22 protein-coding genes are annotated in these 24,273 nt (G+C 58.7%); 13 read left to right on the plus strand and 9 right to left on the minus strand.

What is annotated here, in order from left to right; all coding sequences use genetic code 11:
- Positions 1–78: 78 nt before the first annotated feature.
- A complete protein-coding gene (locus BM395_RS12895; RefSeq protein ID WP_090512428.1) occupies positions 79–726 on the minus strand; it encodes a GntR family transcriptional regulator in 648 nt (215 codons plus the stop codon).
- Positions 727–789: 63 nt separating this feature from the next.
- Positions 790–1,569 (minus strand): SDR family NAD(P)-dependent oxidoreductase, encoded by a 780-nt coding sequence (locus tag BM395_RS12900; RefSeq protein WP_090512431.1) that lies wholly within the window; start codon positions 1,567–1,569, stop codon positions 790–792.
- Positions 1,570–1,703: 134 nt separating this feature from the next.
- Between BM395_RS12900 and BM395_RS12905 the strand changes: the two genes are divergently transcribed.
- The 5 genes from BM395_RS12905 to BM395_RS12925 all read left to right on the plus strand — a co-directional run bounded on the left by BM395_RS12905 (position 1,704) and on the right by BM395_RS12925 (position 6,839).
- Positions 1,704–3,095 carry an aspartate aminotransferase family protein gene (locus tag BM395_RS12905; RefSeq protein ID WP_090512434.1) on the plus strand — a complete coding sequence of 464 codons (1,392 nt, stop codon included), beginning with the start codon at positions 1,704–1,706 and terminating at the stop codon, positions 3,093–3,095.
- Positions 3,096–3,160: 65 nt separating this feature from the next.
- Complete coding sequence (locus tag BM395_RS12910) at positions 3,161–4,528, plus strand: glutamine synthetase family protein (RefSeq protein ID WP_090512436.1); 1,368 nt, start codon at positions 3,161–3,163, stop codon at positions 4,526–4,528.
- Between the two features lie 324 nt (positions 4,529–4,852).
- Entirely contained in the window at positions 4,853–5,611 is a 759-nt protein-coding gene (locus BM395_RS12915) for an SDR family NAD(P)-dependent oxidoreductase (RefSeq protein WP_069899993.1), read from the plus strand.
- Between the two features lie 185 nt (positions 5,612–5,796).
- Positions 5,797–6,279 carry an acyl-CoA thioesterase gene (locus BM395_RS12920; RefSeq protein WP_090512439.1) on the plus strand — a complete coding sequence of 161 codons (483 nt, stop codon included), beginning with the start codon at positions 5,797–5,799 and terminating at the stop codon, positions 6,277–6,279.
- 95 nt (positions 6,280–6,374) lie between these two features.
- Positions 6,375–6,839: a DUF3301 domain-containing protein gene (locus tag BM395_RS12925; protein WP_090512441.1), complete on the plus strand. Its 465-nt coding sequence runs from the start codon at positions 6,375–6,377 to the stop codon at positions 6,837–6,839.
- Positions 6,840–6,854: 15 nt separating this feature from the next.
- Here the strand turns inward: BM395_RS12925 and BM395_RS12930 are convergent, their stop codons facing one another.
- Positions 6,855–7,733, minus strand: coding sequence for an alpha/beta fold hydrolase (locus tag BM395_RS12930; RefSeq protein WP_090512444.1), 879 nt, complete (start codon positions 7,731–7,733; stop codon positions 6,855–6,857).
- A gap of 64 nt (positions 7,734–7,797) precedes the next feature.
- Entirely contained in the window at positions 7,798–8,775 is a 978-nt protein-coding gene (locus BM395_RS12935) for a CobW family GTP-binding protein (protein WP_090512710.1), read from the minus strand.
- Between the two features lie 118 nt (positions 8,776–8,893).
- Between BM395_RS12935 and BM395_RS12940 the strand changes: the two genes are divergently transcribed.
- The 3 genes from BM395_RS12940 to BM395_RS12950 all read left to right on the plus strand — a co-directional run bounded on the left by BM395_RS12940 (position 8,894) and on the right by BM395_RS12950 (position 12,312).
- Positions 8,894–9,247 carry an NADH:ubiquinone oxidoreductase gene (locus BM395_RS12940; RefSeq protein ID WP_069899997.1) on the plus strand — a complete coding sequence of 118 codons (354 nt, stop codon included), beginning with the start codon at positions 8,894–8,896 and terminating at the stop codon, positions 9,245–9,247.
- A gap of 414 nt (positions 9,248–9,661) precedes the next feature.
- Positions 9,662–11,578 carry a putative nucleotidyltransferase substrate binding domain-containing protein gene (locus BM395_RS12945; RefSeq protein WP_069899998.1) on the plus strand — a complete coding sequence of 639 codons (1,917 nt, stop codon included), beginning with the start codon at positions 9,662–9,664 and terminating at the stop codon, positions 11,576–11,578.
- Positions 11,575–12,312 carry a 3'-5' exonuclease gene (locus BM395_RS12950; protein WP_090512446.1) on the plus strand — a complete coding sequence of 246 codons (738 nt, stop codon included), beginning with the start codon at positions 11,575–11,577 and terminating at the stop codon, positions 12,310–12,312. The genes BM395_RS12945 and BM395_RS12950 overlap by 4 nt, the downstream gene beginning before the upstream one ends.
- Positions 12,313–12,395: 83 nt before the next feature.
- On the opposite strand, the gene BM395_RS12955 is transcribed toward BM395_RS12950, so the two are convergent.
- Positions 12,396–14,063 (minus strand): BCCT family transporter, encoded by a 1,668-nt coding sequence (locus tag BM395_RS12955; protein WP_069899999.1) that lies wholly within the window; start codon positions 14,061–14,063, stop codon positions 12,396–12,398.
- A gap of 224 nt (positions 14,064–14,287) precedes the next feature.
- On the opposite strand from BM395_RS12955, the gene cls reads away from it, so the two are divergent.
- A complete protein-coding gene (gene cls / locus BM395_RS12960) occupies positions 14,288–15,733 on the plus strand; it encodes a cardiolipin synthase (protein ID WP_090512449.1) in 1,446 nt (481 codons plus the stop codon).
- Positions 15,734–15,764: 31 nt separating this feature from the next.
- On the opposite strand, the gene BM395_RS12965 is transcribed toward cls, so the two are convergent.
- Positions 15,765–16,976 (minus strand): PepSY-associated TM helix domain-containing protein, encoded by a 1,212-nt coding sequence (locus BM395_RS12965; protein ID WP_090512452.1) that lies wholly within the window; start codon positions 16,974–16,976, stop codon positions 15,765–15,767.
- A gap of 51 nt (positions 16,977–17,027) precedes the next feature.
- Positions 17,028–19,115, minus strand: coding sequence for a TonB-dependent siderophore receptor (locus BM395_RS12970; RefSeq protein WP_090512455.1), 2,088 nt, complete (start codon positions 19,113–19,115; stop codon positions 17,028–17,030).
- 339 nt (positions 19,116–19,454) lie between these two features.
- Here BM395_RS12970 and BM395_RS12975 point away from each other — a divergent pair, with 339 nt between their 5' ends.
- The 4 genes from BM395_RS12975 (at position 19,455) to BM395_RS12990 (ending at position 23,126) form a co-directional block, all read left to right on the plus strand.
- Complete coding sequence (locus BM395_RS12975; protein ID WP_090512457.1) at positions 19,455–20,054, plus strand: PepSY-associated TM helix domain-containing protein; 600 nt, start codon at positions 19,455–19,457, stop codon at positions 20,052–20,054.
- A 13-nt stretch (positions 20,055–20,067) separates the two neighbouring features.
- Positions 20,068–20,580, plus strand: a complete 513-nt coding sequence (locus BM395_RS12980) for a DUF2271 domain-containing protein (RefSeq protein WP_090512459.1) — start codon at positions 20,068–20,070, stop codon at positions 20,578–20,580.
- A 41-nt stretch (positions 20,581–20,621) separates the two neighbouring features.
- Positions 20,622–21,497, plus strand: coding sequence for a DUF4198 domain-containing protein (locus BM395_RS12985; RefSeq protein ID WP_090512461.1), 876 nt, complete (start codon positions 20,622–20,624; stop codon positions 21,495–21,497).
- 72 nt (positions 21,498–21,569) lie between these two features.
- Positions 21,570–23,126, plus strand: a complete 1,557-nt coding sequence (locus tag BM395_RS12990) for a sulfite reductase subunit alpha (protein ID WP_090512464.1) — start codon at positions 21,570–21,572, stop codon at positions 23,124–23,126.
- A gap of 7 nt (positions 23,127–23,133) precedes the next feature.
- On the opposite strand, the gene BM395_RS12995 is transcribed toward BM395_RS12990, so the two are convergent.
- On the minus strand, positions 23,134–23,664 hold the full coding sequence (locus BM395_RS12995) for a DUF3617 domain-containing protein (protein ID WP_090512466.1): 531 nt from the start codon (positions 23,662–23,664) through the stop codon (positions 23,134–23,136).
- Between the two features lie 65 nt (positions 23,665–23,729).
- Positions 23,730–24,206, minus strand: coding sequence for a GNAT family N-acetyltransferase (locus BM395_RS13000; protein ID WP_090512713.1), 477 nt, complete (start codon positions 24,204–24,206; stop codon positions 23,730–23,732).
- Positions 24,207–24,273 lie beyond the last annotated feature (67 nt).

Below are 24,273 nucleotides of genomic sequence, written 5' to 3' on the forward strand. Positions count from 1 at the left end.
AAACTTGGTCATGCAAGCCACAAAGGCCCTTGAGCGATCTGCTTCAAGGGCCTTTTTGCTTTAAGCGCCGGTCATTTATCAGACGGGTTCCAACGCCAGCAGATTGAGCAAAAAACGCCCAAAGTAAGTTAAATCCTGCTCAACTGCGTGGCGCACGCCTCGGCTATCGCCCGCCTCAAGCGCTTGCAGCGCCTGCAAGTGAAAGTCATTCAAACGCGGCGACAGGTCGGCCTCGGTGAACAGCCGATTGAAGAACGGCCCGACTTGCAGCCACAGCGACTCGATCATCCGCAGCAGAATCGGATTGCCACATGCGTGGTAGAGAATCAGGTGAAACTGGCTGTTCTCGTGCAAGTACTTGCTGAGGTCACGGCCTTCCAGCGCCACCTCCATTTGCTCGACACAGCGGCGCAATTGAGCGATTTGCTCAGCACTTAAGCGCTCGGCAGCCAACTCGGCGGCCTGGCCTTCGAGATTAAGCCGAACCTGCAAAATATGCTTGAAGCGTTCGTCGGTCATCAACGGTACGCGCACCGAGCGCTGCTGCTCGCCTTCCAGTGCGCCTTCGGAAACCAGACGTTGCAACGCGGTGCGCACGGGCATCGGGCTGGAACCCCACTGCGCGGCCAGGTCACGAATCTTCAGGCGCTCGCCGGGCATATATTGGCCGCTCAACAACGCCTGTCGAATGTTCTGGTATAGCGTCTCTTGCAAGTTGTCACTCATCAATCACCTCCGTAGCGGGCGGTGCGGGCAACTGACTGAACGTGAGTAAACAGTTATTCATGGTTACGGGGCCTTATTCTCGATAATGCAATTTCCGCCATCGACCACCAGCACTTCGCCGGTGATGTAACTGGCTTCCGGGGAGGCTAAAAATGCCACGGCGCTGGCCACCTCTTGAGGTTTACCGGCGCGGCCAATTGGCGTGTATTTGGCTGCCTCGGCCTCTTCTGCGGTACTGGAACCGGTAGCAATCCAACCTGGAGCGACACTGTTGACGGTGATGCCCTGCTTGGCCACCTCCAGCGCCAATCCCATGTTCATGCCGAGCATCCCGGCTTTGGCAGCGCTGTAGGCCGCTTCGCCCGGATTACTGCCGCGGGTGCCGGTGGTTGAGCTGACATTAACGATGCGCCCGAAACCGCGCGCCTGCATGCCGGGCAATACGCCACGAGTCAGCAGGAAGGCGGTCGTCAGATTGCGCGCCAGCGATAAGTTCCAGCTGACCAGATCGGTGCTTGCCAGCTCCGAGAACGGTTCGGGGCTGCCCAACATGGCCATCCCGGCATTGTTCACCAGAATGTCGATGCGCCCCCAAACGCGCTCAGCCCACGTCACCAGTTGCTCGACTTGAACCTCATCCGTGAGATCGGCGGGCCGGCCTTCTACGCAGAATCCTTCACGGCGCAACTCAGCCACGCGCTCGGCAATTCGGGCGCTGCTGGCGGTGATGATCAGCTTGACCCCTGCACGGCCCAAGCGCCGGGCGATGGCGATTCCAATACCGTCCGGGCTGCCTGCACCGCTGATAAGCGCAACTTGCCCTTGCCATGCGGAATCAGTCATCTCACACCTTTGTGATCACATAGTAAAACAGACACTAACAAATCAAACAGCTTGTCGCAGCAAATAAACCTGCTATTGACACAAATGTGATCACAAATACAAGATGTGCAAAAATTCGAACGAGGTGTTCAACCATGACAGCCAGCGGCATCAGCCCATCCGCCGTAGAAACTTTCAGCCAGCGCGAGCGCGAGCGGTTTCTGGCCCGTAACCCGAAATCTGCGGCATTGGCAGAGCGCGCCCGCCACTCGCTGTACGGTGGTGTGCCGATGCACTGGATGGCCGACTGGTCGACGCCAGTTCCGTTGTTTGTCGAGCGCGCCAAAGGGGCTCGCTTCTATGATGTTGATGGCCACGAGTACACCGACTTCTGCCTGGGCGACACTGGCAGCATGTTCGGCCACTCACCAACGCCGGTCGCCCGCGCCATGGCCGAGCAAGCCGAGCGCGGCCTGACCACCATGCTGCCCGGCGAAGATGCGGTGGTGTGTGGCGAGTTGCTTGCCGAGCGTTTCGGCCTGCCGTACTGGCAAGTCACCGCGACCGCCACCGACTCCAACCGCTATGTGCTGCGCTGGGCGCGGGCCGTTACCAAACGCAACGTGTTGCTGGTGTTTGATGGCTGTTATCACGGCACCGTCGACGACGTCATGGTGCGCAACCAGAACGGCGCCACCGTGCACCGCTCGGGGCTGGTCGGCCAGGCGTATGACCTCACGCAGTACAGCCGTTCGATCCCGTTCAACGATGTCGACGCATTGGAAGCCGCCTTGGCTCAGGGAGATGTCTGCGCACTGCTGTGCGAACCGGCCATGACCAATATCGGCATGGTTTTACCCGAGCCCGGCTTCATGCAGAAATGCCGCGAGCTGACACGCAAATACAACAGCCTGCTGATCATCGACGAGACGCACACCATCTCCACCGACATCGGCGGCTGCACCCAGTTGTGGCAACTTGATCCGGACTTCTTCGTGGTCGGCAAACCGATTGCCGGCGGCATGCCCTGCGGAATTTTCGGCTGCAGCGCGGCAATGGCAGAAGCCATGCAAGAGGTGCAGAAAGACGGGAGCGAAAACAGTCACGGCCATGGCCACAGCGGCATGGGCACCACCCTTTCAGCCAACGCTTTGGCAATGCATTGCATGCGCGCCAATCTCGAACAGGTGATGACGCCAGCCGCCTACTCGCACATGTTGCCACTGGCCAAGCGCCTCGCCGATGGCTTTCGCGGGTTGATCAACAAGCACCAACTGCAATGGTCGGTGACCGAGCTGGGTGCACGCAGCGAGTTCCAGTTCTGCGCGGTCTCACCGAAAACCGGCGCCGAAGCCGAAGCGGCATTTCACGATGAACTGCAAATGGCCTTGCACCTGTACTTGATCAACCGGGGCATTCTGATCACCCCGTTCCACAACATGACGCTGTGCTGCCCGGACACCAGCGCGGAAGACGTTGACCGCCTCATCAGCACGCTGGATCAGGCGCTGAGCGAGTTGCTGGCCATCCCCGGTGCGCGCGAATAAGCCCAACCCCAACAAATTTATAAGGCGCAACGCGGCCCAGCCCGGCGCCTTTGGTGAGAAAACCCATGCAATTCGCTCAGATTGATGAAGCCCGCGACTTCCTCGAAAACAATCCACAGGTTCGCAGCATCGAATTGATGCTGTTCGACGCCAACGGCATTCCGCGCGGCAAGTTGTTGCACCGCGATGAACTGCTGGCGATTTATCAAAACGGCCGCGCCCTGCCCAGCTCGATTCTGGCGCTGACCATTAACGGCGAAGACGTCGAATCCAGCGGGCTGGTCTGGGAAGTCGCCGATGCAGACTGCTGGGCTTATCCACTGCCGGGCAGCCTGTGCCTGCAACCATGGCGCAACGTACCGACTGCGCAGCTGCAAGTGAGCATGCACCCCGAGCGCGGCTTACCCGCCGCGCCAGCGGACCCGCGCCACGTACTGATTCGCGCGATAGACCGACTCAAAGCCGAGGGTTATCACCCGGTCATGGCGGTTGAGTTGGAGTTCTACCTGCTGGATAAGCAGCGCGACGCTAACGGTCGCCCGCAAGCCGCCCTGCAGAGCAATGGCGTACGTCCGCAAGCGCCGCAGGTGTACGGTGTGTATGAGCTGGAGCAGTTGCAACCGTTCCTGGATGACCTCTACGCCGCCTGCGAGGCGCAAGGCTTGCCGGTACGCACGGCCATTTCGGAATACGCGCCGGGCCAGCTCGAACTGACCCTGGAGCACCGCTTCGATGCGCTGCAGGCTATTGATGAAGGCATGCGCTACAAGCGACTGGTCAAGGGCGTGGCCAGTCGTCATGGATTGCAGGCGTGCTTTATGGCCAAGCCATTTGGCGATTTGTCCGGCAGCGGCCTGCACATGCATGTCAGCCTCGCCGACGAGCAGGGCAACAATCTCTACGCCAGCGAAGACCCGCACGGCACCGGCCTGCTCAAATATTCGGTAGGCGGCATGATGGCAACGCTCAACGACATGCTCGCGGTGTTCTGCCCGAACGCCAACTCGTACCGCCGCTTTCAGGCCAACAGCTACGCGCCACTGGCGAAGAGCTGGGGCGTCAACAACCGCACCGTATCGTTCCGCGTGCCGAGTGGGCCGGCCAACAGTCGCCATATCGAACACCGGATCTGCGGTGCTGACGCCAACCCGTATCTCGCCGCCGCAGCGATCTTGAGCGGTATCCACAAAGGCATCCGCGAGCAAATTGATCCGGGAATGCCTGTGACCGGCAACGGTTACCAGCAAAGCCACGAAACCCTGCCGACAGACTGGCTTACCGCACTGCGCTCGCTGGAGGCTTCGAGCTGGGCCAAGTCGGCGTTCGGCGAGGATTTCCTCAAGGTCTATCTGGCCATCAAGTGGGAAGAGTTCGGCCAGTTCATGGGCGAAGTCAGCGAGCAGGACTGGCGCTGGTACCTGACTCACGCCTGAGTTTCCTCGTGGCGAAATGCCCGCCGGTGCTGCGTTTGCAAGCAAGCATCGGCGGATATTCAGGCAGGACGAACGGATACGTCTTCGATACAGCTGGGCGCATCTGCCATCACCAATAGATTCCCGGCACCAGAACGAGATCGCTCTGCTGGAATTTAAATCACTCAGGCCAATCAAATCTCCCAGCAGAGTTGGCCGCAGCGTATATGCTCAGGACAACCCGGCCAGCCGAGTGCACAAAGGTTGCTCACGCAGGCCTACGGCAAGCATCATGTTGCGGCACAGCAACAGCACGGAACCATCCCAACCCGGAGGAATGTCACTATGAGCACCCCTGTTGTCTTGATCACTGGCGCTGCTGGTGGACTTGGTCGGGCCATTGCCAAGCGCTTCTCAACGAGCCATTGGCGCGTGACAGCGACAGACGTCGACAAAAGTGGGCTGCACTCACTCAACACCCTGGTGCCGCTGGATTACAGCGCCACGGCCGATCTGCGCAGCGCCAAGAACTGCCACGAGTTGATTTCGGCGGTAATGGCCAGTGCTGGCCGTATCGACGCTGTGATCAACGCCGCCGGCGTGTGGCGCGAAGGGCCGGTCGAGAATTTTCAGGAGGACGACTTTGATCAGGTAATGGGCGTCAACCTCAAGGCAGCCTTCTACCTGAGCCAGGCGGCGATTCCATTCCTCAAGGAAAGCCGTGGCGGCATCATCAATATCTCCAGCGATGCCGGACGTCAGGCCTATCGTGGCTCAGCGGCATATTGTGCGAGCAAGGCAGCACTGGTGATGCTGAGCAAAACCATGGCACTCGAACTGGCCGAGTTCGGCGTGCGGGTCAACACTGTCTCGCCAGGCGATATCGCCACGCCAATGCTCGACTATCAAGCCGAGCGCTACGGCAATGGCAACCCCAAAGCCTACAAACGCGAGCTGCTCAGCCAGTATCCGCAAGGGCGTGAAGCGCGCTTCCTGCGGCCCGAAGAAATCGCCGAGCTGGTCTGGTACCTCTGCCAGCCACAGGCAGAGGCAATTACTGGCGCCGACATGGCCATCGACTTTGGCCTTTCTGCTGGCAAATAAGCTTGATTTTTGCATCCCTTACAGGCCCTGCTTAAGTAGGGCCTGCGTCTTTGTGGCGCGGGCTAATTTGCACTGCTTTGCCCCATAGCGATTAAATATGCCCTGATTAGTGACCCTCAAACGCCAGCGATACTCTGATCAGTAACATCCCCGAGTTCTCAACCCCGCATAAAGAGCCTTTGCCAATGGAAGCCGGAAACGCGCAACTCTCGATGACCGTCCTGATGACTCCGGACATGGCCAACTTCTCAGGCAAGGTACACGGCGGCACCCTGCTCAAATACCTCGATGAAGTCGCTTATGCCTGCGCCAGCCGCTATGCCGGCTGCTACGTGGTGACCTTGTCGGTTGATCAGGTAACCTTTCGCGAGCCGATTCAGGTGGGCGAGCTGGTGACATTTCTGGCTTCGGTCAACTACACCGGCAACACCTCGATGGAAGTCGGCATCAAGGTCATCACCGAAAACATTCGCGAACGCTCGGTACGCCACACCAACAGCTGCTTCTTCACCATGGTCGCGGTGGATGACAACGGCAAATCAATCAAGGTACCGCCGCGCCAACCGCAAACGCCCGAAGAGCACCAGCGCTTCCACAAAGGCCAACGGCGCCGGGAGATCCGCCAGGAATTGGAACGCCGCTACAACCAGCTGAAAGACCTCGGCTAATCACCGGCACAAGACAGCCCTGTGCATGGCTGGCAGAATGAGTTAACCCGCAACGCTATTGCGCGAAGCTGCCAGCGCGCACCCGGAGCCAAGTAATGCTGACCCTCGGCAACATTTTTGTACTGATGCTGCTGGCAACAGCCGGCGCCTGGCTTTGGCACGCCCACGGTTTACGCGAAAGAACCCTGGCGCTGGTCAAGGCGCATTGCGCCAAAGCCGATATCGACCTGCTGGATGAAAACGTCGCGCTGCGCAAAATCACCCTGCTGGCCGACGCCCGTGGGCGCAAGCGGCTGGCACGCATCTACAGTTTCGAATTCACCGTCACCGGTGAGCAGCGCCATGTCGGACGTGTGGTCATGTTTGGCCAGCAGATGGGCCGCATCGAACTTGAGCCGCATCCATTTCGCCAACCCATGGGTGATGGCCCGCAAGTGATCAATGCGCGACCGACTGCACCGGATACAAGTGCGGAGCAACCGAATACGCCCCGTCCGCGGACTTCGCAGGTGATCGAACTCGATCAGTGGCGCCGCGAGCATCGCCCGCCCCGCGACTAACCGAGGCAAAGTTTCTCAGCTATTCCCGAGCAGGGCCGCTGTAACCCGGGCGGCTGTGTCCTCGGGTTGTTCCTGCATAAAGCAATGCCCGCCCGGCACAGTATGCGCACTGACATGCGCATTACTCGCGCACCAACGAGCAACTGACTTGGCCACAAACGGATACGTGTTCTGCCCGACTATCACCTGCGTCGGCGTAGTCACGCGGGCCAACGACGGCCAGAGGCGCTTGGGATAGGAGCCAAAAATATCGGCCTCGCGACTGGGTCGACACTTGAGCTCGACTGCGTTGTCGGTGTCTTTCAGCGCATGGTTGATATAAGCCAGAAATGCCGGTTCAGTCCAACCCCGGAACATCCCACGATTATGCAGGCTGGCATACGCCGCGTCCCGATCCGGCCATGTACTGCGCCGTTTCAGTGCGCGGGTGGCCTGGCCGTGACGCTTGCTCAAACCAGTAACATCAGACAGCGCCATGACCCCGATCATGGCCTTGGTAAACAGCACCGGATCGAGCAACACCGCGCGTTTGAACAACTGCGGCTGCTGGGCCAGCATCAGGCTGGTGAGCACGCCGCCAAAGCTGTGGCCGACGGCATAGCGCTCCACATTGGCAAACATCGTGCAGCCAACGGCGAAGGCTTCAAGGGCCAGCTCGGCGCTGCGATTCCAGCCATGAAAGCGCCCACCGTGATCACTGTCGCCGTGGCCCTGAACATCACACAGCCACAGATCAAAGTCCGCTGCCAGCAACTCCAGCATCGGCTCATAAACACGTCCGCAGTAGCCGTTGCCATGAATGAAATGCAGCACGGGTTTGCCGCTGGGCGGCGTATGCCAGCCGCGCAACGTGAAACCTGCTGAGCTTTCGTGTGACCACTGAATGAGTTGCATAGCCTGCGCCTGTAAAAATCAGCGCGCAGTTTAACCAGCGCCTAGCTGCTGGCGAAAGCGCAACTCAAGCGCCAGAGGTATCCAACACGCAGCTGCTCACACGAGCCGTTAATGCCTGCGCGTCTTGTGCGCTGCTGAAAATCAGTTCAAGGCGTGAGTCCTTGCGCCACTCGCTGGGTTTAAAGTGCAGCGCTTGTTGCGCCAGCGCATTGGCCGAGTAACAGCCTTGCGCCGTTTGCAGCAACAGCTTAGCTCGGCGCCACGGCAACCCGAGCAAAAACGCCTCGATGCGAGACAGTTCAAAATGTTGGCTGGGATGCCAGCGCCAACCGATACTCCAACCCTCGGCTTGCTGCTGCACCTGGGTGATGGGTTGCTGCGGATTTTGCCAAACCTGGCCCATGGCAGGGCCAGTCGCTGGCAAGGCGATCGACTGTTCGCCAGAGACTGCCGAGAACTCAATGCCCGGCAGTTTAGCCAGCGCTAACTGGCCCTGCGTGGTCCACACAATCAAGTTATCCACAAACTGCGCGGCCACACTGAGCTTATCGCGTGAAGTCAAATTCTCTGCCTTGTTCAGCACCAGCAATCCGGCTTTATCCACAGCCTGCTGCTGGCTCTCGGGCAATGCAACTCCCTGCGCCAACGCAGCCGCATCCAAAACCATGACCAACGGCTGCACTGCCAGCACGTCCTGCCAAGGCGGCGCTTGCAGTTGCTGGAGCAGACTATTCGGATGCCCAAGCCCGGATGGCTCGATAAACAGCCGATGCGGTTTGACCTTGCGCAGCAGTCGGCTCAGCCCCACCTGAAACGGCACACCGTTGACGCAACACAGGCAACCTCCCGCCACTTCGGCAATCGCCAGACCGTCTTCATCGCGACTCAACAACGCGGCGTCCAGGCCGATCATGCCAAACTCATTGATCAATATCGCCCAGCGTTCGTGCGCGGGACGCTGCGCCAACAGATGATCGATCAGGCTGGTTTTACCGGCGCCAAGAGGCCCTGCTATCAAGTGAGTCGGAATGTTTTTGAGCATGGCCTGAACCTGGTCGTGTGAGGCAAAAATAAGCAGCGCGGTCACAGCATCGCAGGGCGGCGCTGACGCAGAAATGGCGTCGTGCTAGAGTCGCCGGAATTGATCCGGAGGTGGCCGCATGCGTTGCTTTGCAGTACTGGCGTTGAGTGTAATGTCGAGCCTGGCTTGGGGCGAGGCCTGTGTTGTGCACACTCAGGCGCAACGCCTGGACGTAAAAGTTTGCCAGCAGAACCGCAGCATCCCACCCAACCTGTTCCGCAGCGGCTTCTGCAAGCCCGAACTCAAAGGGCAAAAGGTTGATGTCGCCTTTGTCGAGCAATGCCCGACAGGCGCTTTCGGCGTCTGCCGCAATGCCAAAATCAACGGTACGCCGTACCAGCAAGACATCCACTATTACGGCGTCGCCAGCGACAGTAACTTCCTCAAACCCTTTTGCGAGCAACAGAGCAAAGGGGTGTGGATGAGCCGCTAGGGTCACGTTCAAAAAGCTCAACGTTTTCACCAATGCCACAAAAAGTACACATTAGTGTCATCTGCAAAGTGCTTAATAACTGCGGGAGACTCACGCCCCTGCTGATCATGTGTTGGCAGAACATTAATGGTGCTTAGGACCGCGATCTTCGCGGTCTTTTTTTGTCTGCGATTTGCCTTGGCCTACTCCATTGCACTGACAACCGGGCAGATCTGTCATCTGCGCAGCGCCTGAGCCCCGGCTTCTCAGCAACTGAACTCTCGAGAGCGTTCCACGTGGAACCTATTGAAATAACAGCAACTTTTGATAGAACAACCCGGCAGGAGGCCCGACAAACAAACAGTGGCCCTCTGAACAGGCTATAACCTGTATCGTTGACCCTAATTGTCGAAAGTTGCAACACGCGAGGATCGCATGCAAATCGAGTTGATCGAAATCAGGGACCACCTAAGTCGCTTTCCGCCGTTTGATGGCCTGCCGGAAGATACGCTGGACGAGATAGCGCCTCAGGTCGAGATCAAGTACTTCAAGGCTGGCACTGACATCCTCAGCTATGGTGCCCCGATTCATGATCTGCACTATGTGCGCTCGGGCGCAGTCGAGATTTATCGGCGCGACGGCGACCTCTACAACCGCCTGACCGAGGGCGATATTTTTGGTCAGTTCGGCCTGCTGCGTAACAACAAAGTCCGCCTGCCGGCGCGGGCAATTGAAGACAGCCTGATCTATTTTTTGCCCGCGGCGCTGTTCCATCAACTGTGTGATAACCATGACAGCTTTGCCGACTTCGTCGAAGCCGAAGGCCAGTCGCGCCTGAAGTCCGCTGTCGACTCACATGGCAAGGCCAGCGACCTGATGAAGATCAAGGTGCGCAAGTTGGTTAGTCGTATGCCGGTAACCGTCGGCCCGCGTGCAACGGTGCAGGAAGCGGCGCAGGCGATGACGCAAGAAGGCGTCTCGTCAGTGCTGATTGTTGATCCCGACTCAAGCTGGCCCAATCCCGCGCGAGTCGAGCCTTTGGACAAGCCTGTTGCGAGCATGATCGGCATTGTTACCGACCGCGATTTCCGCACTCGCGTAATCGCCGAAGGCCTGCCGCCAGAGACGTCCGTATGTGATGTCATGACCGCTCACCCGATCACTGTGCAATCGGATGACACGGTGTTTGAGGCCATGCTGCAGATGCTGCGCAACAATATTCACCACCTTCCGGTGCTCAGCCGGCGGCGGCCGATTGGCATGATCAATCTGGCGGATATCATCCGCTACGAGTCGCAGAGCAGCCTGTATCTGGCTAACAGCATCTACAACCGCAAGTCGGTCGCCGAGTTGCAGGCACTGGTGCCGGATCTGCGCTCCACGTTTCTGCGCATGGCTAACGAGGAAGCCAGCGCGCACATGATCGGCAGCGCGATGGCTGGCATCGGCCGGGGCTTTACCCAGCGCTTGCTGGAGTTGGGCGAGGAACAATTCGGGCCGCCGCCCGTGCCTTACAGCTTCATGGCATTGGGCTCGATGGCGCGCGACGAACAGTTGATTGTCACCGATCAGGACAACGCGATGGTGCTCGACGACAGCTTCGACGCGAAGCTGCATGACGAGTATTTTCTCAAGTTGGCTACCTTTGTCAGTGATGGCCTCGCCGCCTGCGGGTATAGCTACTGCAAGGGCGGGATCATGGCGACCAATACCAAATGGCGCCAGCCGCTACGGGTGTGGAAGCGCTACTTCAATGACTGGATCGACAAGCCCAGCGCTCAGACCTTGCTCAATGCCTGCATTTTCTTCGACCTCGACAGCGTCTACGGCAATGCCGATCTGGTTGAAACACTCAAGGAACTGCTCGCCGACAAGGCCAGCAACAGCCCACTGTTTCTCGCGGCGCTGGCGCGTAACGCACTCAACCGTACCCCGCCGTTGGGCTTCTTCCGCACCTTTGTGATGGAAACCGACGGCCAGCAAAAACACATCATCAATCTCAAGGGCCGCGGTACGGCGCCGCTGACTGACTTGATCCGCGTACACGCACTGGCTTGTGGCGCCACCGCGCAAAACTCGCTGGAACGCCTTGATGCCATCGCCGCCACTAAACTGATGCCGCAAGAGGCGATCAATCACCTGCGCTATGCATTCGAGTTCCTGTCGATTGTGCGCATCCGCCATCAGGCGCTGGAGTTGGAAGAAGGCCGTGTGCCGAACAACTACATCGAGCCCGAGAAAATCTCAGCCACCGACCGGCACAATCTCAAAGAGGCCTTTCAGGTACTGAGCAACGCGCAAAAATTTCTGCGTTTCCGCTACCCGGCGCATCCGGCAGGTAAGTCGAGATGAGCCTGTTCATGCCGCGTGAGCGCGAGCCGCAAACAGTTGCGCCAAACTGGCAGGCGCATCTTGCAGCGCTGGCGGAAACGGCCAAGGACTCACATTTGCGCGGGTTTTATGCCGCCGGTGTACCCGCAGCAGACACGCCGATACGCGACGTGCCGATGATTGCGCTGGATGTCGAAACCACCGGTTTGCAAGTCGGCACACATTCGATTGTCAGCTTGGGCCTGATGCCTTTCGACCTGAATCGGATTCATTGCGGCCAGAGCAAATACTGGGTAGTAAAGCCGATGTCTGAACTCAGCAGCGAGTCGGTGGCGTTCCATCACATTACCCACTCCGACATCGACAATGCCCCCCGCCTCACCCATATCTTCGAGGAGTTACTCGACGCTATGGCCGGCAAAATTGTGGTGGTGCATTACCGCAACATCGAGCGTGAGTTTCTTAATCATGCGGTGCATGTACACCTCAATGAAGGCCTTAGTTTTCCGGTAATCGACACCATGCAACTGGAGGCTCATCTACATGGCAGCCAGTTGAAGCAGAGCTTGTGGAGCAAATTGCTGCGCCGCCAACCTTTGTCGATTCGCCTGGCCGACAGCCGCCTGCGTTACAACCTGCCGCATTATCAGGCGCATCACGCGCTGACCGATGCAATGGCAACAGCCGAGCTGCTGCAAGCGCAGATCGCCACGCATTTCTCGCCTGACACGCCACTCGGCGATCTCTGGCTGTAGTACAGGCCGAAAGACTTGAACAGCGCCCAATAAAAAAGGCGCGTCCGAAACCGGACGCGCCTTTAGTTGTAGCAGCGAGCGATTTACCGCGGCTCGGACATCAAGCCTTTGACGATGGCAATACAACCCACCAACAGCACCACGGTAAACGGCAAGCCGGTCGAAACAGACATTGCCTGCAAGGCGCCGAGCCCGCCACCCAACAGCAGGGCGATGGCCACGATACCCTCGATCAATACCCAGAACACCCGCTGTGGCACCGGCGCATTGACCTTGCCGCCTGCGGTGATGGTATCGATTACCAGAGAGCCGGAGTCGGACGAGGTGACAAAGAACACCACCACCAGCACGATACCGATGAACGAGGTAATCTGCGCCAGAGGCAACTCAGCCAGCATGGCGAAGAGTTTCAGTTCCAGCGCAGCATCCTGCACACCAGTAAAGCCGTCAGTGACCAGCTGGCCGATGGCGGTGCCACCGAAAGCAGTCATCCACAATACCGACACGATTGAAGGCACCAGCAATACCGAGACGAGGAATTCGCGAACGGTACGGCCACGGCTTACGCGCGCGATAAACATGCCGACAAATGGCGACCAGCTAATCCACCAGGCCCAGTAGAAGGCAGTCCAGCCTTGCGTGAAGTTGGCATCTGCACGGTTGAACGGGTTAGACAACTCGGGCAGGTAGGTGGCATAAGCCGCCAGGTTGCTGAAGAAGCCGGTGAAGATCGCCAGAGTAGGCCCGACGACAATGATGAACGCCAGCAGCAGGAAGGCCAGGCCCATGTTGATCTCGGAAAGGATTTTCACACCCTTGTCGAGACCCGCAAGCACTGACAGCAAGGCGATGCCGGTGATGCCGACAATCAAAAATACCTTGTTGGCATTCGACACCGAGAAGCCAAACAGGTGATGCAACCCGCCCAGCGCCTGCTCGGCACCCACACCCAGAGAAGTCGCCAGACCAAACAGAGTGGCAAATACCGCCAGGATATCGACGATGTGGCCCGGCCAGCCCCATACACGCTCACCCAGCAGCGGGTAGAAAATCGAGCGGATGCTCAGGGGTAAGCCTTTGTTGAAGGAAAACAGCGCAAGCGCCAGACCAACAACCGCGTAGATCGCCCACGGGTGCAGGCCCCAGTGAAAAATGGTTGCAGCCATTGCCAGGCTGGCAGCGGCTTTGGGATCACCCTCGGCACCGCCCAATGGCGCCCAGTCGGTACGCACGCCATCTGCGCCCACGGTAATGCCGCCCATTGCAGATGAGAAATGCCCCATCGGCTCGGCAACGCCGTAGAACATCAGGCCGATACCCATACCGGCGGCGAACAGCATGGAGAACCAGCCGATATAGGTGTAGTCCGGCACGGCCTCTTTACCGCCCAACCGCACCCGGCCCAGCGGCGAGACGACCAGAGCGATACACAACAGCACGAAGATATTACCGGCGCTGAGGAAGAACCACGCCATGTGGTGGGTCAGCCAGTCCCGCAGGGATGTAAACAGCGGCTCTACTTCTGTTTGCAAGGCCATCGTCAGTACGACAAACAACACCACGACCAACGCCGAAATGCTGAAAACCTTACTGTGGATGTCCATGGAAAACAGGAACTTACCGGTGTAGTTGTCCTGCCCGATAACATAATCCGTGTCGATCAGATTGGACTCGCCGCTAGGCGCGGGAATACTGTCTGGCCGGTCATCAACTGGCTTTGCAGCAGGGTCTTGCGAAGGGTCTTGGCCCATGAATAGCTCCTTTTCTTGGTCTTGCTGACAATCATGTGCAGCTTAAATCCGCACAACTTTCAGCCGACTCGCAATCGACTCAACCAACCATACTAACAGTCATGCGCCAATCGTGCAGTCTGGGGGACTACTACTCTGCACAAGTCCAGCCAATTAAACTTTAGACTAACGCCAGCCAATCACTGCACTATCTCTGCTCTGAAGACTCAATAAAGGACTAAGTAATGCTCGCGGATTTCGGCATGCCCCATTTTCTCAGCTACCTGCTTATCTCCATTCACCTGTGCGGGCTGATTGCCGCCGTTCATGCCGTGCTCACCGTGCGTACCGCGCAAGGCGCGCTGGCCTGGGGTTTGTCATTATTCTTCATGCCCTACCTGACCCTGTTGCCCTACATCGTATTTGGCCGCAGCCGTTTCGACGCTTACGTGAAAGCGCGTCGCAAGTGTGACGAAGAGATGCGTCAGGCCATGACCTCGCTGGACTCCAAGCCGTGGCTGGCTGAGGCAGAAGCCGCTCGTGAGTCGCCGCTGTACCGTCGTCTGCGCGCACTGCCCAAGCTAAGCCGTCTGCCGTGCCTGGCGAATAATCAGGTCAAGTTGCTAGTTAACGGACAAGATACCTTTGCCGCCATCTTCACCGCCCTGAGCAAGGCGCAGAAGGTGGCGCTGATTCAGTTTTATATCGTTCACGATGACGAACTCGGCAAACGCATGCATCAAGCCATGCTTGAGCGCGCAGCAGCAGGCGTGCAGGTTTACTTCCTGTACGACGGTATCGGCAGCCATGCCCTCCCCGCAGCCTATGTCGACAGCCTGCGCGCTGGCGGCGTAAACGTCAGTGAGTTCCCAACGGGCGGCGGCATCCTTGATCGCTTCCAGCTGAACTTCCGCAATCACCGCAAAATCGTCGTGGTCGATGGCATCACCGGTTTCGTTGGCGGCCACAACGTGGGCGACGAGTACATGGGCAAAGACCCCAAGCTCTCGCCGTGGCGCGATACGCATGTGCAGATTCACGGGCCGGTGGTGGCGAGCTTGCAGGTGTCGTTCGCACAGGATTGGTTCTGGGCCACCCATGAACTGCCCAAGCTGGTACTGCCTGAACATTTCGACGCGGGCGGAGTGCTGTGTCAGGTCATCCCCAGCGGGCCGGCAGACCCGCAGGAAACCGGTTCGCTGTTGTTCGTCGAAGCGATCCATGCCGCCAATGAGCGCATCTGGATCTCCACGCCCTACTTCATTCCGGATGAGGCGCTGGACGCGGCCTTGCGCCTGGCGGTGCTGCGCGGTGTCGATGTGCGCGTGATGATCCCCGCGCATGGCGACAGCAAAGTGGTATCGGCCGCGACTCGCCTGTACGCCTTTCAGGCCATGAAAGGTGGCATTCGCGTGTTCTGCTACCAGCCCGGTTTTATTCACCAGAAGGCCATGCTGATCGACTCCGGCGCCGCCATCATCGGCAGCGCCAACTTCGATAACCGCTCGTTCCGGCTGAATTTCGAAATCAACCTGCTGACGGTGGATAACACCTTCGCCCTGGAGGTTGAGCAGATGCTCAACGATGACTTCAAACTGGCCCGTGAGCTGCAAACCGCTGACCGTAAAAGCGTCAACGTCTTGCAGCAATTCGGCATGCGCGTCGCGCGTCTGGTTTCGCCGATCCTCTAACGTCTGAGGCGTTAGTCAGCTGGCCAACGCGCTAGCTGATGGCCTGCTTCAGCACACTGCGGCGTTCGCGACCGAACACCCGCGAACGGCGCTTTCTGGCCCAGATCACCAGCCCGGTGATGGATAGGCCGGCAACCGCCAAGCCCATCACCGACACCAGAATACGCCCCGGCATGCCGAGAATCCGCCCTGAATGCAGCGGGAACTGTGCCTGCATGAAAATATCCCCGGCACTGCCGGTGCCCGGAATCGAGTGACCCACCGGCTCGCCAGTCTGGCCATCGTAATACAGCCACGGATTGCCCAGCCCGCCATCGCCATGATCATTCTCGGCGGTGTAGAAGCCGACGCCATACACATCAAACTCCGGCGAATAGAACACCCCGCCCGCCGGGTTGGTGATCCCCAACTCAGGGGCATCGCTGCTGGCCCGCGCAACCACCTGCGCCCGATTGATCGCAGGCGATACCTGCTGATCGAGACTCACCGGTGTGCGACTGGCAAACGGGCTCGGTGTAAGCGGCGAGAACAGCTCAACCAGCGGCCGGGTTACCTGTACATTGAGGTTCATCGACACCGACGTAACTGCCAGCACCAGCAACAGCAGCCAGATCCACACACCGCCCGAGCGGTGCAGATCGAAGTTGAGCTTGTAGCCGCCCTGACGCACACGAAACGCCAACGACTTGCGCCACGCGCGCCAACTGGGGAACGACAACCACAGCGCAACAAAGGCATCCAGCGTCCAGACTATCGCCACGATCCCGAACAGCAGCACGCCCAGTTCAATGCCAAAGCCATCGGGAATATGCATGCTGTAATGCAGTTTGTAGAGAAACGGCATGAGGTTTTCGCGGGTCAACGACACCGCACCCCACATGCGCTTGCCCTGCTCTTGCGCTGTAACCGGATCGAGCGCGAGCTGGTTGAAGCCCAGCTCATAGGCTTTGTTGGTGGCCGGGTCGACGCGCGGGTTAACGCTCATGCCAAAGGCATGGCCGGGCTCGGTGTACAGCGGCATGAAGCCGACCTGCAAACGCGGGTCGCGCGCCTCCAGTTGATCGGCCAACTCCAGCGGCGATTGTGGGGTGCCCACCGTGGTGGACTTGAACAACGTGGGGTTAAGCCACTCGTCGATCTCGTGATCCCAGGAAATGATCGCGCCGGTCAGGCCGGAGACAATCAGGAACACCGCGATGAATAAGCCAAACCAGCGGTGTAAACGAACCAGTGCTGCGCGCATAAACTATCCCATAAGCCGCGCCCCGCAATGCCGCTTGCGGGGCGCCGGTATTCAGTATTTCCAGCTGACCGTCATGCTGGCGTTACGTGGGGCACCGTAATAGGCCTGCGTCCAGTACAGGCTGGTCAGGTACTTTTCATCGGTGAGGTTGTTGAGATTGGCCGAGACGTTCCAGTGCTCGTCGATCTCGTAACTGGCCATCAGATTGACCAGTGCGTAGCTGTCCTGCTCGGCAATGCCGTTGTAAATTTCGTCCTGCCAGCTGAGGCTGCCACCGACCTTGAGTTTGTCGATGCCGGGCACCCGATACGTCGTCGATGCACGCACCATATGCTTGGGCGCGTAGGTCACCGCATGGCGGTCATCGGCGTCGGTGATATCAACAAAGGTGTAGCCGGCGGTGGTCTGTAAACCAGGTAGCAGTTCGCCAGAAACCTCCAGCTCATATCCTTCGCTGGTAATCCCTTCGGCGGCTGAGTAATAGGTGGTCGCGCCGCTCATTCCGGCCACTTCGGCAATATTGTCCTGCTCGGTGCGGAATACGGCGAACGAAACATTCACCGTATCGTCGAACAACTCACCCTTGATACCGGCTTCGTAGTTAACCCCTTCGATTGGGTCGAGTCGGTCACCGGCAAAGGTTTCTTTGGTTTGCGGAGTGAATATCTCGGTGTAACTGGCGTACACCGAATACTCATCGTTAAGGTCGTACACCACGCCGGTATACGGGACGATTTTGTTCTCACTGGTGGCCTTGCTGTCACCGTAGTTCTCGCCTTCGCTATCGAGATCAATCGCACGCGCGCCGACAATCAGACTCAAGCTGTCTGCCAGGCTGAAACGCGCCGCTGAATAGGCGCTCTTCATCTTGTCGGTGAAGTCACTGCCGGCACTTCCGGCGTCATTCAGTGGCTTGGCATAGTCGCCATTCCAGCTTTCCAGTGGCGGCAATGCGGTGCCGGTAGTGGAGTCGTACCACGACAGATCCTCAAGCTCGGATTTCGACCAACTGGCGCCGACCACCAGCTCGTGCTGTCGACCGCCAAGCATGAACGGGCCGTTGGCGTACACGTCTGCGATCAGCTGCTTGTTCTTCTCGTTGTACTCGGACGGATAGCTGAACAAACCCAGCCCGGTATCGCGATCAGGTTCGCCGTAGACATAAAACATCGAGCCATCGCTGGTCTTCTCGACATAGGTGAGCACGCCTTTGGCTTGCCAGCCGTTGTCGAAACGGTGAACCAACTCGGCGAAGCTGCGGTTTTCCTGATTGTCCCAGTAAGCCCAGTCGGTTGCGGTGCTGGTCGATACGTCGTAATTGGTCGGCGAGCCATCACTGAAATTGAGTGGCAAAGCGCCCCACATCGGGCTGTTGGCGTCGCTCTTTTGCAGGGTGTGGCCGATGCTGAACATCGTGCGCTCATCAACATCTGCCTCGATGATTCCGTAAAAAACGTTCTTCTCACGCGAATAGCGGTCGAGATAGGAGTTCTTGTTTTCGTTGGCGTAGACCACTCGCCCACGAATATTGCCCGAATCAGTCAGCGCACCCGAGGCGTCGACATCGATGCGCCGCTTGTCCCAGGAACCGGCGGTGAGATCGATCGATGCTTGCGGGGTAAAGGTCGGGCGCTTGCGGATGAAGTTGATGGTGGCCGACGGGTTGCCGGTGCCGGACATCAAACCGTTGGCGCCGCGCACCACTTCAATCCGCTCGAACATGGCGGTGTCGAGATCACCTTCGACGTTGCCGTAAACAAACGGAATACCAATACCGTCGTATTGAAAGTTGGTGATATCAAAACCGCGCGCGGTGTAATAGGTGCGGTCGGTTTCAACTTCTTCCACCTGAATCCCGGTGGTGTATTTGAGGGCATCGTTAACACTGTCTAACTGGAAGTCCTGTAGCTGCGCACCGGGGATGGTCGACATCGACTGCGGCGTTTGCCGTGGCGTCAGATCGAGCTTGGTCGCCGCGCTGCTGCTGACTGGTTTGTAGCTATCAGGATCTTCGGCGGCGGTGCTGCCCACAACGGTCTGCGCTTCGAGCGTGACGCTTGCCTGATCTTCGGCCCATGCATGAGTGCAGCTGATTGTTGCAGCGATGGCCAGCGCCAAACGGGTCTTGTACGACAACACAGAACTCCCCTTCCAGGAAATCTGGATGTTCTACAGCCGTCCGCAGCACCTCAGGGCACCCAAGACAGCCTGGACCACCCAGCACTATTGATAATGGTTATCATTATATGTTTACAGCCCAGCTGTTCTTCGTCAATACAATTGCGAAGTATTATCATTTAAATACGCTCCGAAAGTTTCGCCCTGTCCCATCACAGATTCGTGCCTTTCACCCTTTAAAACCGCAGGCTTCAGATACGCATGAGTGCAGGGCCGGCAACGTATAGATTTTGTAAAGGTTTCCCATTTGCATTAAAAACTTTATAGAATCGTTCTCATTCTCTTCGTAATGTGAACTTTATGAGCGCTCTTCCCTGGCTCGGTACGCTGCGCCAATGGCACTGGCTGAGTTCTGCCCTGTGCCTGGCCGGCATGCTGCTGTTTGCCATCACCGGCATCACCCTCAATCACGCCGCGCAGATAGAAGCCAAACCGACAATCACCAGCCACCACGCCGAGCTCCCAGCCGAGCTGCAAGCCACATTACTGGCTGATATGCCCAGCACAGGAATACCGCTGGCGCTCAGGCAGTGGCTGCAGGCCGAGTTGCCGGTGCAGTTGGATGGCCGCACGGCAGAATGGTCGGACAGCGAGCTGTATATCGGCCTGCCCCGCCCCGGTGGTGACGCCTGGCTGAGCCTGGATATCCAGACCGGCGAGCTGGAGTACGAGCGCACTGATCGCGGCTGGATTGCCTACCTCAACGACCTGCACAAAGGCCGCAATACCGGTGCTGTCTGGTCTTGGTTTATCGATATTTTCGCTGGGCTGTGCGTGGTGTTCAGCCTCAGCGGCCTGCTGTTACTCAAGCGCTATGCCAGTAACCGACCCACAACCTGGCCGATGCTGGGTCTGGGCTTGGTAATCCCCGTGTTACTGGCGCTGCTGTTTATCCACTAATAAGGACATTGCTATGTCGAAACGCTTGCTCCTGCCTTTCTGCGCGCTACTCAGCGCCCCGGTAATGGCCGCCGAAGTAAAACTGGATGTAGAAATCCCGCGCTTGCAGGTCGCCGAATACCATCGCCCCTATGTCGCCATTTGGCTGGAGCAGCCGAACCAGAAGCACGTCGCTAATCTGGCAGTCTGGTACGACGAGAAACTCAAGGACAAAGAAGGCGAAAAATGGCTCAAAGACCTGCGCCAATGGTGGCGCCGTAGCGGTCGCAGCCTGGAGATGCCGATTGATGGTGTAAGCGGGGCAACCCGCGCTGTCGGCAAGCAATCACTGACCTTCAACAGCGCCGATGCGCCTTTCAATAACTTGCCTGCGGGCGAGTATCGCGTTGTTGTGGAGGCTGCCCGCGAGGTGGGTGGCCGCGAATTGCTGCGCCTGCCATTTACCTGGCCGCCGCAGGAACGCGCCGAGAGCAACAGCAAAGGCAAAACCGAGTTGGGCCAGATCAACCTGACCCTGACCCCTTAACCCGCCGATCCCTGAAATACGCCATTCTAAGGAAGCTTGCCATGCACCCCATCGTCAAATGGACTGCCCTGACCCTTGCTGTTTGCCTGCCACTCAGCGCACAAGCCCACCGCGCCTGGATGCTGCCTTCAGCGACGGTTTTATCCGGCGAAGATCCGTGGGTCACCGTTGATGCCGCTGTTTCCAACGACCTGTTCTACTTCGAGCACTTCCCGCTGCGCATTGCCGGTATCGGCAAACTCGACACCGGTAAAGCCGGTGGCCCACCAGGCATGCGCCCACGCCCGGCTGCTGAACTGCAACTGCTGGCGCCGGACGGCAGCAGCATCAAAGCTGAAAACGGCAACATCGGCCGCTACCGCAGCACCTTCGATGTTCACCTCACCCAGAAAGGGACTTACAAGCTGGCCATCGCCAACAGTGGCCTGTTTGCCAGCTACACCGAGAACGGTGAAAAGCGCCGCTGGATGGGTAAGGAAGCAGACTTCGCCAAGCAGGTTCCGAGCGACGCCAAAGACCTCAAAGTGGCGCAGAACAGCAACCGCATGGAAGTGTTCGTGACCTCGGGCAACCCAACTGAAACCGTGCTGAAAACCACCGGTGTCGGCTTGGAACTGGCGCCGATCACTCACCCCAACGATCTGTTCGCTGGTGAAGCGGCCGAGTTCACTTTGCTGCTCGATGGCAAGCCGGCCAAAGACGTTGCGGTGAGTGTGATTCCCGGCGGCAACCGCTACCGTGATCATCTGGGTGAAATCAAAACCACCAGCGATGCCGACGGCAAAATCAGCATCACCTGGCCCGAAGCGGGCATGTACTGGCTCGAAGCTGAGCTGAGCAGCAAAGACGGGGTTAAAGCACCCGCCACCGAGCGCCGCGCGTCCTACAGCGCCACGCTGGAAGTGCTGGCGCCTTAAGTCTGCCTCGCCGCTGTCGGCCAAGACGACAGCGGCGCCTTCTTTTTCATCCTCCAGTTTAAGCGGCCCGCCTTGATCGCTCATTCCATCCTTCGTCGCTGGCCTGTACCTGTCAGCCTGCTGCTCGCGGCAGCTTTACTGTGGCTGCAGCCGGCGCGCGAAATATCTGCGCTGCTCATTTGTCTGGTGTATCTGGCGCTATGTGCGCAATGCGCATGGCAGCACCGCCGCGCTCGCCCCGAAGCAAGCAATGCCGACACGCTGTTGGTTGCCTATGCGAGCCAGAGCGGTCAGGCGCAACAGATTGCCGAGCGCAGTTGTGCGCAGTTGATTGAAAGCAAGGTGGCGGCGCAGTGCCTGCCCCTTAACCAGATCAACCTTGAGCAATTGTCTGCTGCGCAGCGCCTGTTGCTGGTCGTGAGTACCTACGGTGAGGGCGAAGCGCCGGATAACGCCGTGCGTTTCGAGCACGAGCTGTTTGCAAAAACCTCGTCACTGGCCAACCTGCAGTTCGCGATTCTGGCGTTGGGTGATAGCCAGTACGCACAGTTCTGTGCGCTGGGTGAACGTTTGCAGCAGCGCTTACAAGCACGCGGCGCCGAACCGTTATTCGACCTGCTCAGAGTGGATAATCTCGACCCCGGCACTTTGCGCCACTGGCAGCAGCAACTGGCGCACCTGAGCGCCAACAGTGATTTTGTCGACTGGCAGCCGGCGCATTATCGGCCTTGGCAATTGGTCCGGCGCACGTGCCTGAATCCCGGAAGCAGCGCCGCGCCGATTCATCATCTGAGCCTGCAAGGTGCCGACTCCGCCGAGTGGCAGGCCGGAGATATTGTCGAGATTGGCCCACGGCATTCAGCCGAGCATGTGGCTGAATACCTGCAAGGCTTGGGCATGGCCGCAGACACGCCCTTGGGTGACGGTCAGAGCCTGGCTGAGGTGCTCAGTCGCCATCACTTGCCAGCGCCCGGGCAGCATCTGCCCGAAGGCAGCGTCGAACAGTTGATCGACAACCTGAAACCGCTGGCTCACCGTGAATACTCAATCGCCTCCAGCCATGCGCAGGGTCGCATCGATTTGCTGGTGCGCGAACAACATCAGGCCGACGGGCGCCTCGGGCTCGGCTCCGGCTGGCTGTGTCGTCACGCTAACCTGGGTGAATGGATTGATCTGCGCATCCGCCGCAATCCCGGATTTCACGGCCCGGCGCCGGAAGTACCGATGATTCTGCTCGGCAGCGGCAGTGGCTTGGCAGGGTTGCTCGCGCACCTGCACGAACGCGCTGCAGGTGCGCGGTCACGCAACTGGCTGATCATGGGTGAGCGCGAGCGCGCGCATGACGCGTTGTTCGATGAGACACTTACGGGCTGGCAGCGCAGCGGCCACCTTGAGCGGCTGGACCGGGTATTTTCACGCGACGGTGAGCGGCTGCGTTATGTGCAGGACGCCCTGCGCGAGAACGCAGAGACGCTGGAATACTGGCTAAATCAGGGCGCGGCAATCTATGTCTGCGGCAGCCTGGAAAAGCTTGGTCGCGGCGTCGACAGCTGCCTGCGCGAGTTGCTGGGGCCTGAACGGCTGAGCCAGCTGAGCCTGAGCGGGCGCTATCGACGCGACCTTTACTGACCGGGTTTTATCGAGGCGCCAGGGTGTCGCAATCGGCACCGACCCAACGGGCGCTCGATTCGATGGAGCCGTCTTTCTCGCCGTTCTCGGTTTGGAAGTGGGTCTTCACTTTGGTGGTGAAGGCCTTCTTGCTGGCAAAGTGGGTTTCGCCTTCACCGCGGGTATTCGGGCACAGGTATTCGAACTTCCAGACTTTGTCGGTGCGCTCGGTGATGTTTTGCGAGCAGCCCGAATTGGTGTCCAGCAGCGGCAGATGATTGGCGTTCACCTGCTCCTCGCTCATGCACACCTGAATGCCCTTCTCGCCAAGTCGGACGCCCTGGCGCTTCATCATGTCTTCCATCACCTTGCGCTGCTCATCCGGCATTTGCTTAACCTTCTTGAACATCTCTTCCATGCCCGGCATCGCTTTACCATCTACCTCCATCTTGTCTGTGCTGACTTCCCACAGACCAGGCAGGATAGGCGCAGCGCTCGCCAGTGTAGGAAGTAGACAGACCAGCCCGAGAATCAGTGTTTTGCGACTCCGTGTAGACATAACATGCTCCGGTGGATCATTGGTTAATAACCCAGCCAGTCTATCGCGCCTTCAGCCAGAGCACATCACTGCGCCGCTTCGGTCGTCAGCTCTTGTTTATAGATCTCAAGCCCGCGCGCCTGATAGTTGCTCAGCGCACTGGGATGATCGAGCGTGCAGGTATGCACCCAGACGCGTTTCACGCCGGGCCAGTTCCACGCGGACTGCAAGGCATGGCTGAGCATTGGGCCGCCGAAGCCCTGACCGAAAAACGCCTCGGCCAAACCAAAGTAGAGAATCTCAACGTCGCCGTCCCCGGTCATTTGCAGCTCGTAATAACCGGCAATCGCGCCCCGGTAATACGCCACCCAAGTGCGGTGATTATCGGCATTGACCAACGCCTGCCACTGCTCGGGCGTCCACACCAGCTTGTCGGTCCACTGCCACGGCTCACCCACCAGCTGATAAAGAAACCGGTTGAGTTGATACTGCTTGAACTCACACTCGACGATGCTCAGTGCTGTCGGCAGCGGTTTGCTGCGCAGTTGCTGCGGGCTGAGCATTTGCAGGTAATAAGTGGTGTAACTCAAATCACTCACGATCAAATCCCTTAATGAGCGGGCCTGTTCA

Source organism: Pseudomonas marincola, from assembly GCF_900116605.1.
Lineage (GTDB): Bacteria > Pseudomonadota > Gammaproteobacteria > Pseudomonadales > Pseudomonadaceae > Aquipseudomonas > Aquipseudomonas marincola.

Coding starts and splice junctions, on each gene's coding strand:
- BM395_RS12985 (WP_090512461.1), top strand. CDS start 20,622: ATGCACCCCATCGTCAAATGGACTGCCCTGACCCTTGCTGTTTGCCTG.
- BM395_RS12950 (WP_090512446.1), top strand. CDS start 11,575: ATGAGCCTGTTCATGCCGCGTGAGCGCGAGCCGCAAACAGTTGCGCCA.
- BM395_RS12905 (WP_090512434.1), top strand. CDS start 1,704: ATGACAGCCAGCGGCATCAGCCCATCCGCCGTAGAAACTTTCAGCCAG.
- BM395_RS12980 (WP_090512459.1), top strand. CDS start 20,068: ATGTCGAAACGCTTGCTCCTGCCTTTCTGCGCGCTACTCAGCGCCCCG.
- BM395_RS12995 (WP_090512466.1), bottom strand. CDS start 23,664: ATGTCTACACGGAGTCGCAAAACACTGATTCTCGGGCTGGTCTGTCTA.
- BM395_RS12930 (WP_090512444.1), bottom strand. CDS start 7,733: ATGCAACTCATTCAGTGGTCACACGAAAGCTCAGCAGGTTTCACGTTG.
- BM395_RS12900 (WP_090512431.1), bottom strand. CDS start 1,569: ATGACTGATTCCGCATGGCAAGGGCAAGTTGCGCTTATCAGCGGTGCA.
- BM395_RS12925 (WP_090512441.1), top strand. CDS start 6,375: ATGCTGACCCTCGGCAACATTTTTGTACTGATGCTGCTGGCAACAGCC.
- BM395_RS13000 (WP_090512713.1), bottom strand. CDS start 24,206: ATGCTCAGCCCGCAGCAACTGCGCAGCAAACCGCTGCCGACAGCACTG.
- BM395_RS12895 (WP_090512428.1), bottom strand. CDS start 726: ATGAGTGACAACTTGCAAGAGACGCTATACCAGAACATTCGACAGGCG.
- BM395_RS12955 (WP_069899999.1), bottom strand. CDS start 14,063: ATGGGCCAAGACCCTTCGCAAGACCCTGCTGCAAAGCCAGTTGATGAC.
- BM395_RS12945 (WP_069899998.1), top strand. CDS start 9,662: ATGCAAATCGAGTTGATCGAAATCAGGGACCACCTAAGTCGCTTTCCG.
- BM395_RS12915 (WP_069899993.1), top strand. CDS start 4,853: ATGAGCACCCCTGTTGTCTTGATCACTGGCGCTGCTGGTGGACTTGGT.
- BM395_RS12940 (WP_069899997.1), top strand. CDS start 8,894: ATGCGTTGCTTTGCAGTACTGGCGTTGAGTGTAATGTCGAGCCTGGCT.
- cls (WP_090512449.1), top strand. CDS start 14,288: ATGCTCGCGGATTTCGGCATGCCCCATTTTCTCAGCTACCTGCTTATC.
- BM395_RS12935 (WP_090512710.1), bottom strand. CDS start 8,775: ATGCTCAAAAACATTCCGACTCACTTGATAGCAGGGCCTCTTGGCGCC.
- BM395_RS12920 (WP_090512439.1), top strand. CDS start 5,797: ATGGAAGCCGGAAACGCGCAACTCTCGATGACCGTCCTGATGACTCCG.
- BM395_RS12965 (WP_090512452.1), bottom strand. CDS start 16,976: ATGCGCGCAGCACTGGTTCGTTTACACCGCTGGTTTGGCTTATTCATC.
- BM395_RS12910 (WP_090512436.1), top strand. CDS start 3,161: ATGCAATTCGCTCAGATTGATGAAGCCCGCGACTTCCTCGAAAACAAT.
- BM395_RS12975 (WP_090512457.1), top strand. CDS start 19,455: ATGAGCGCTCTTCCCTGGCTCGGTACGCTGCGCCAATGGCACTGGCTG.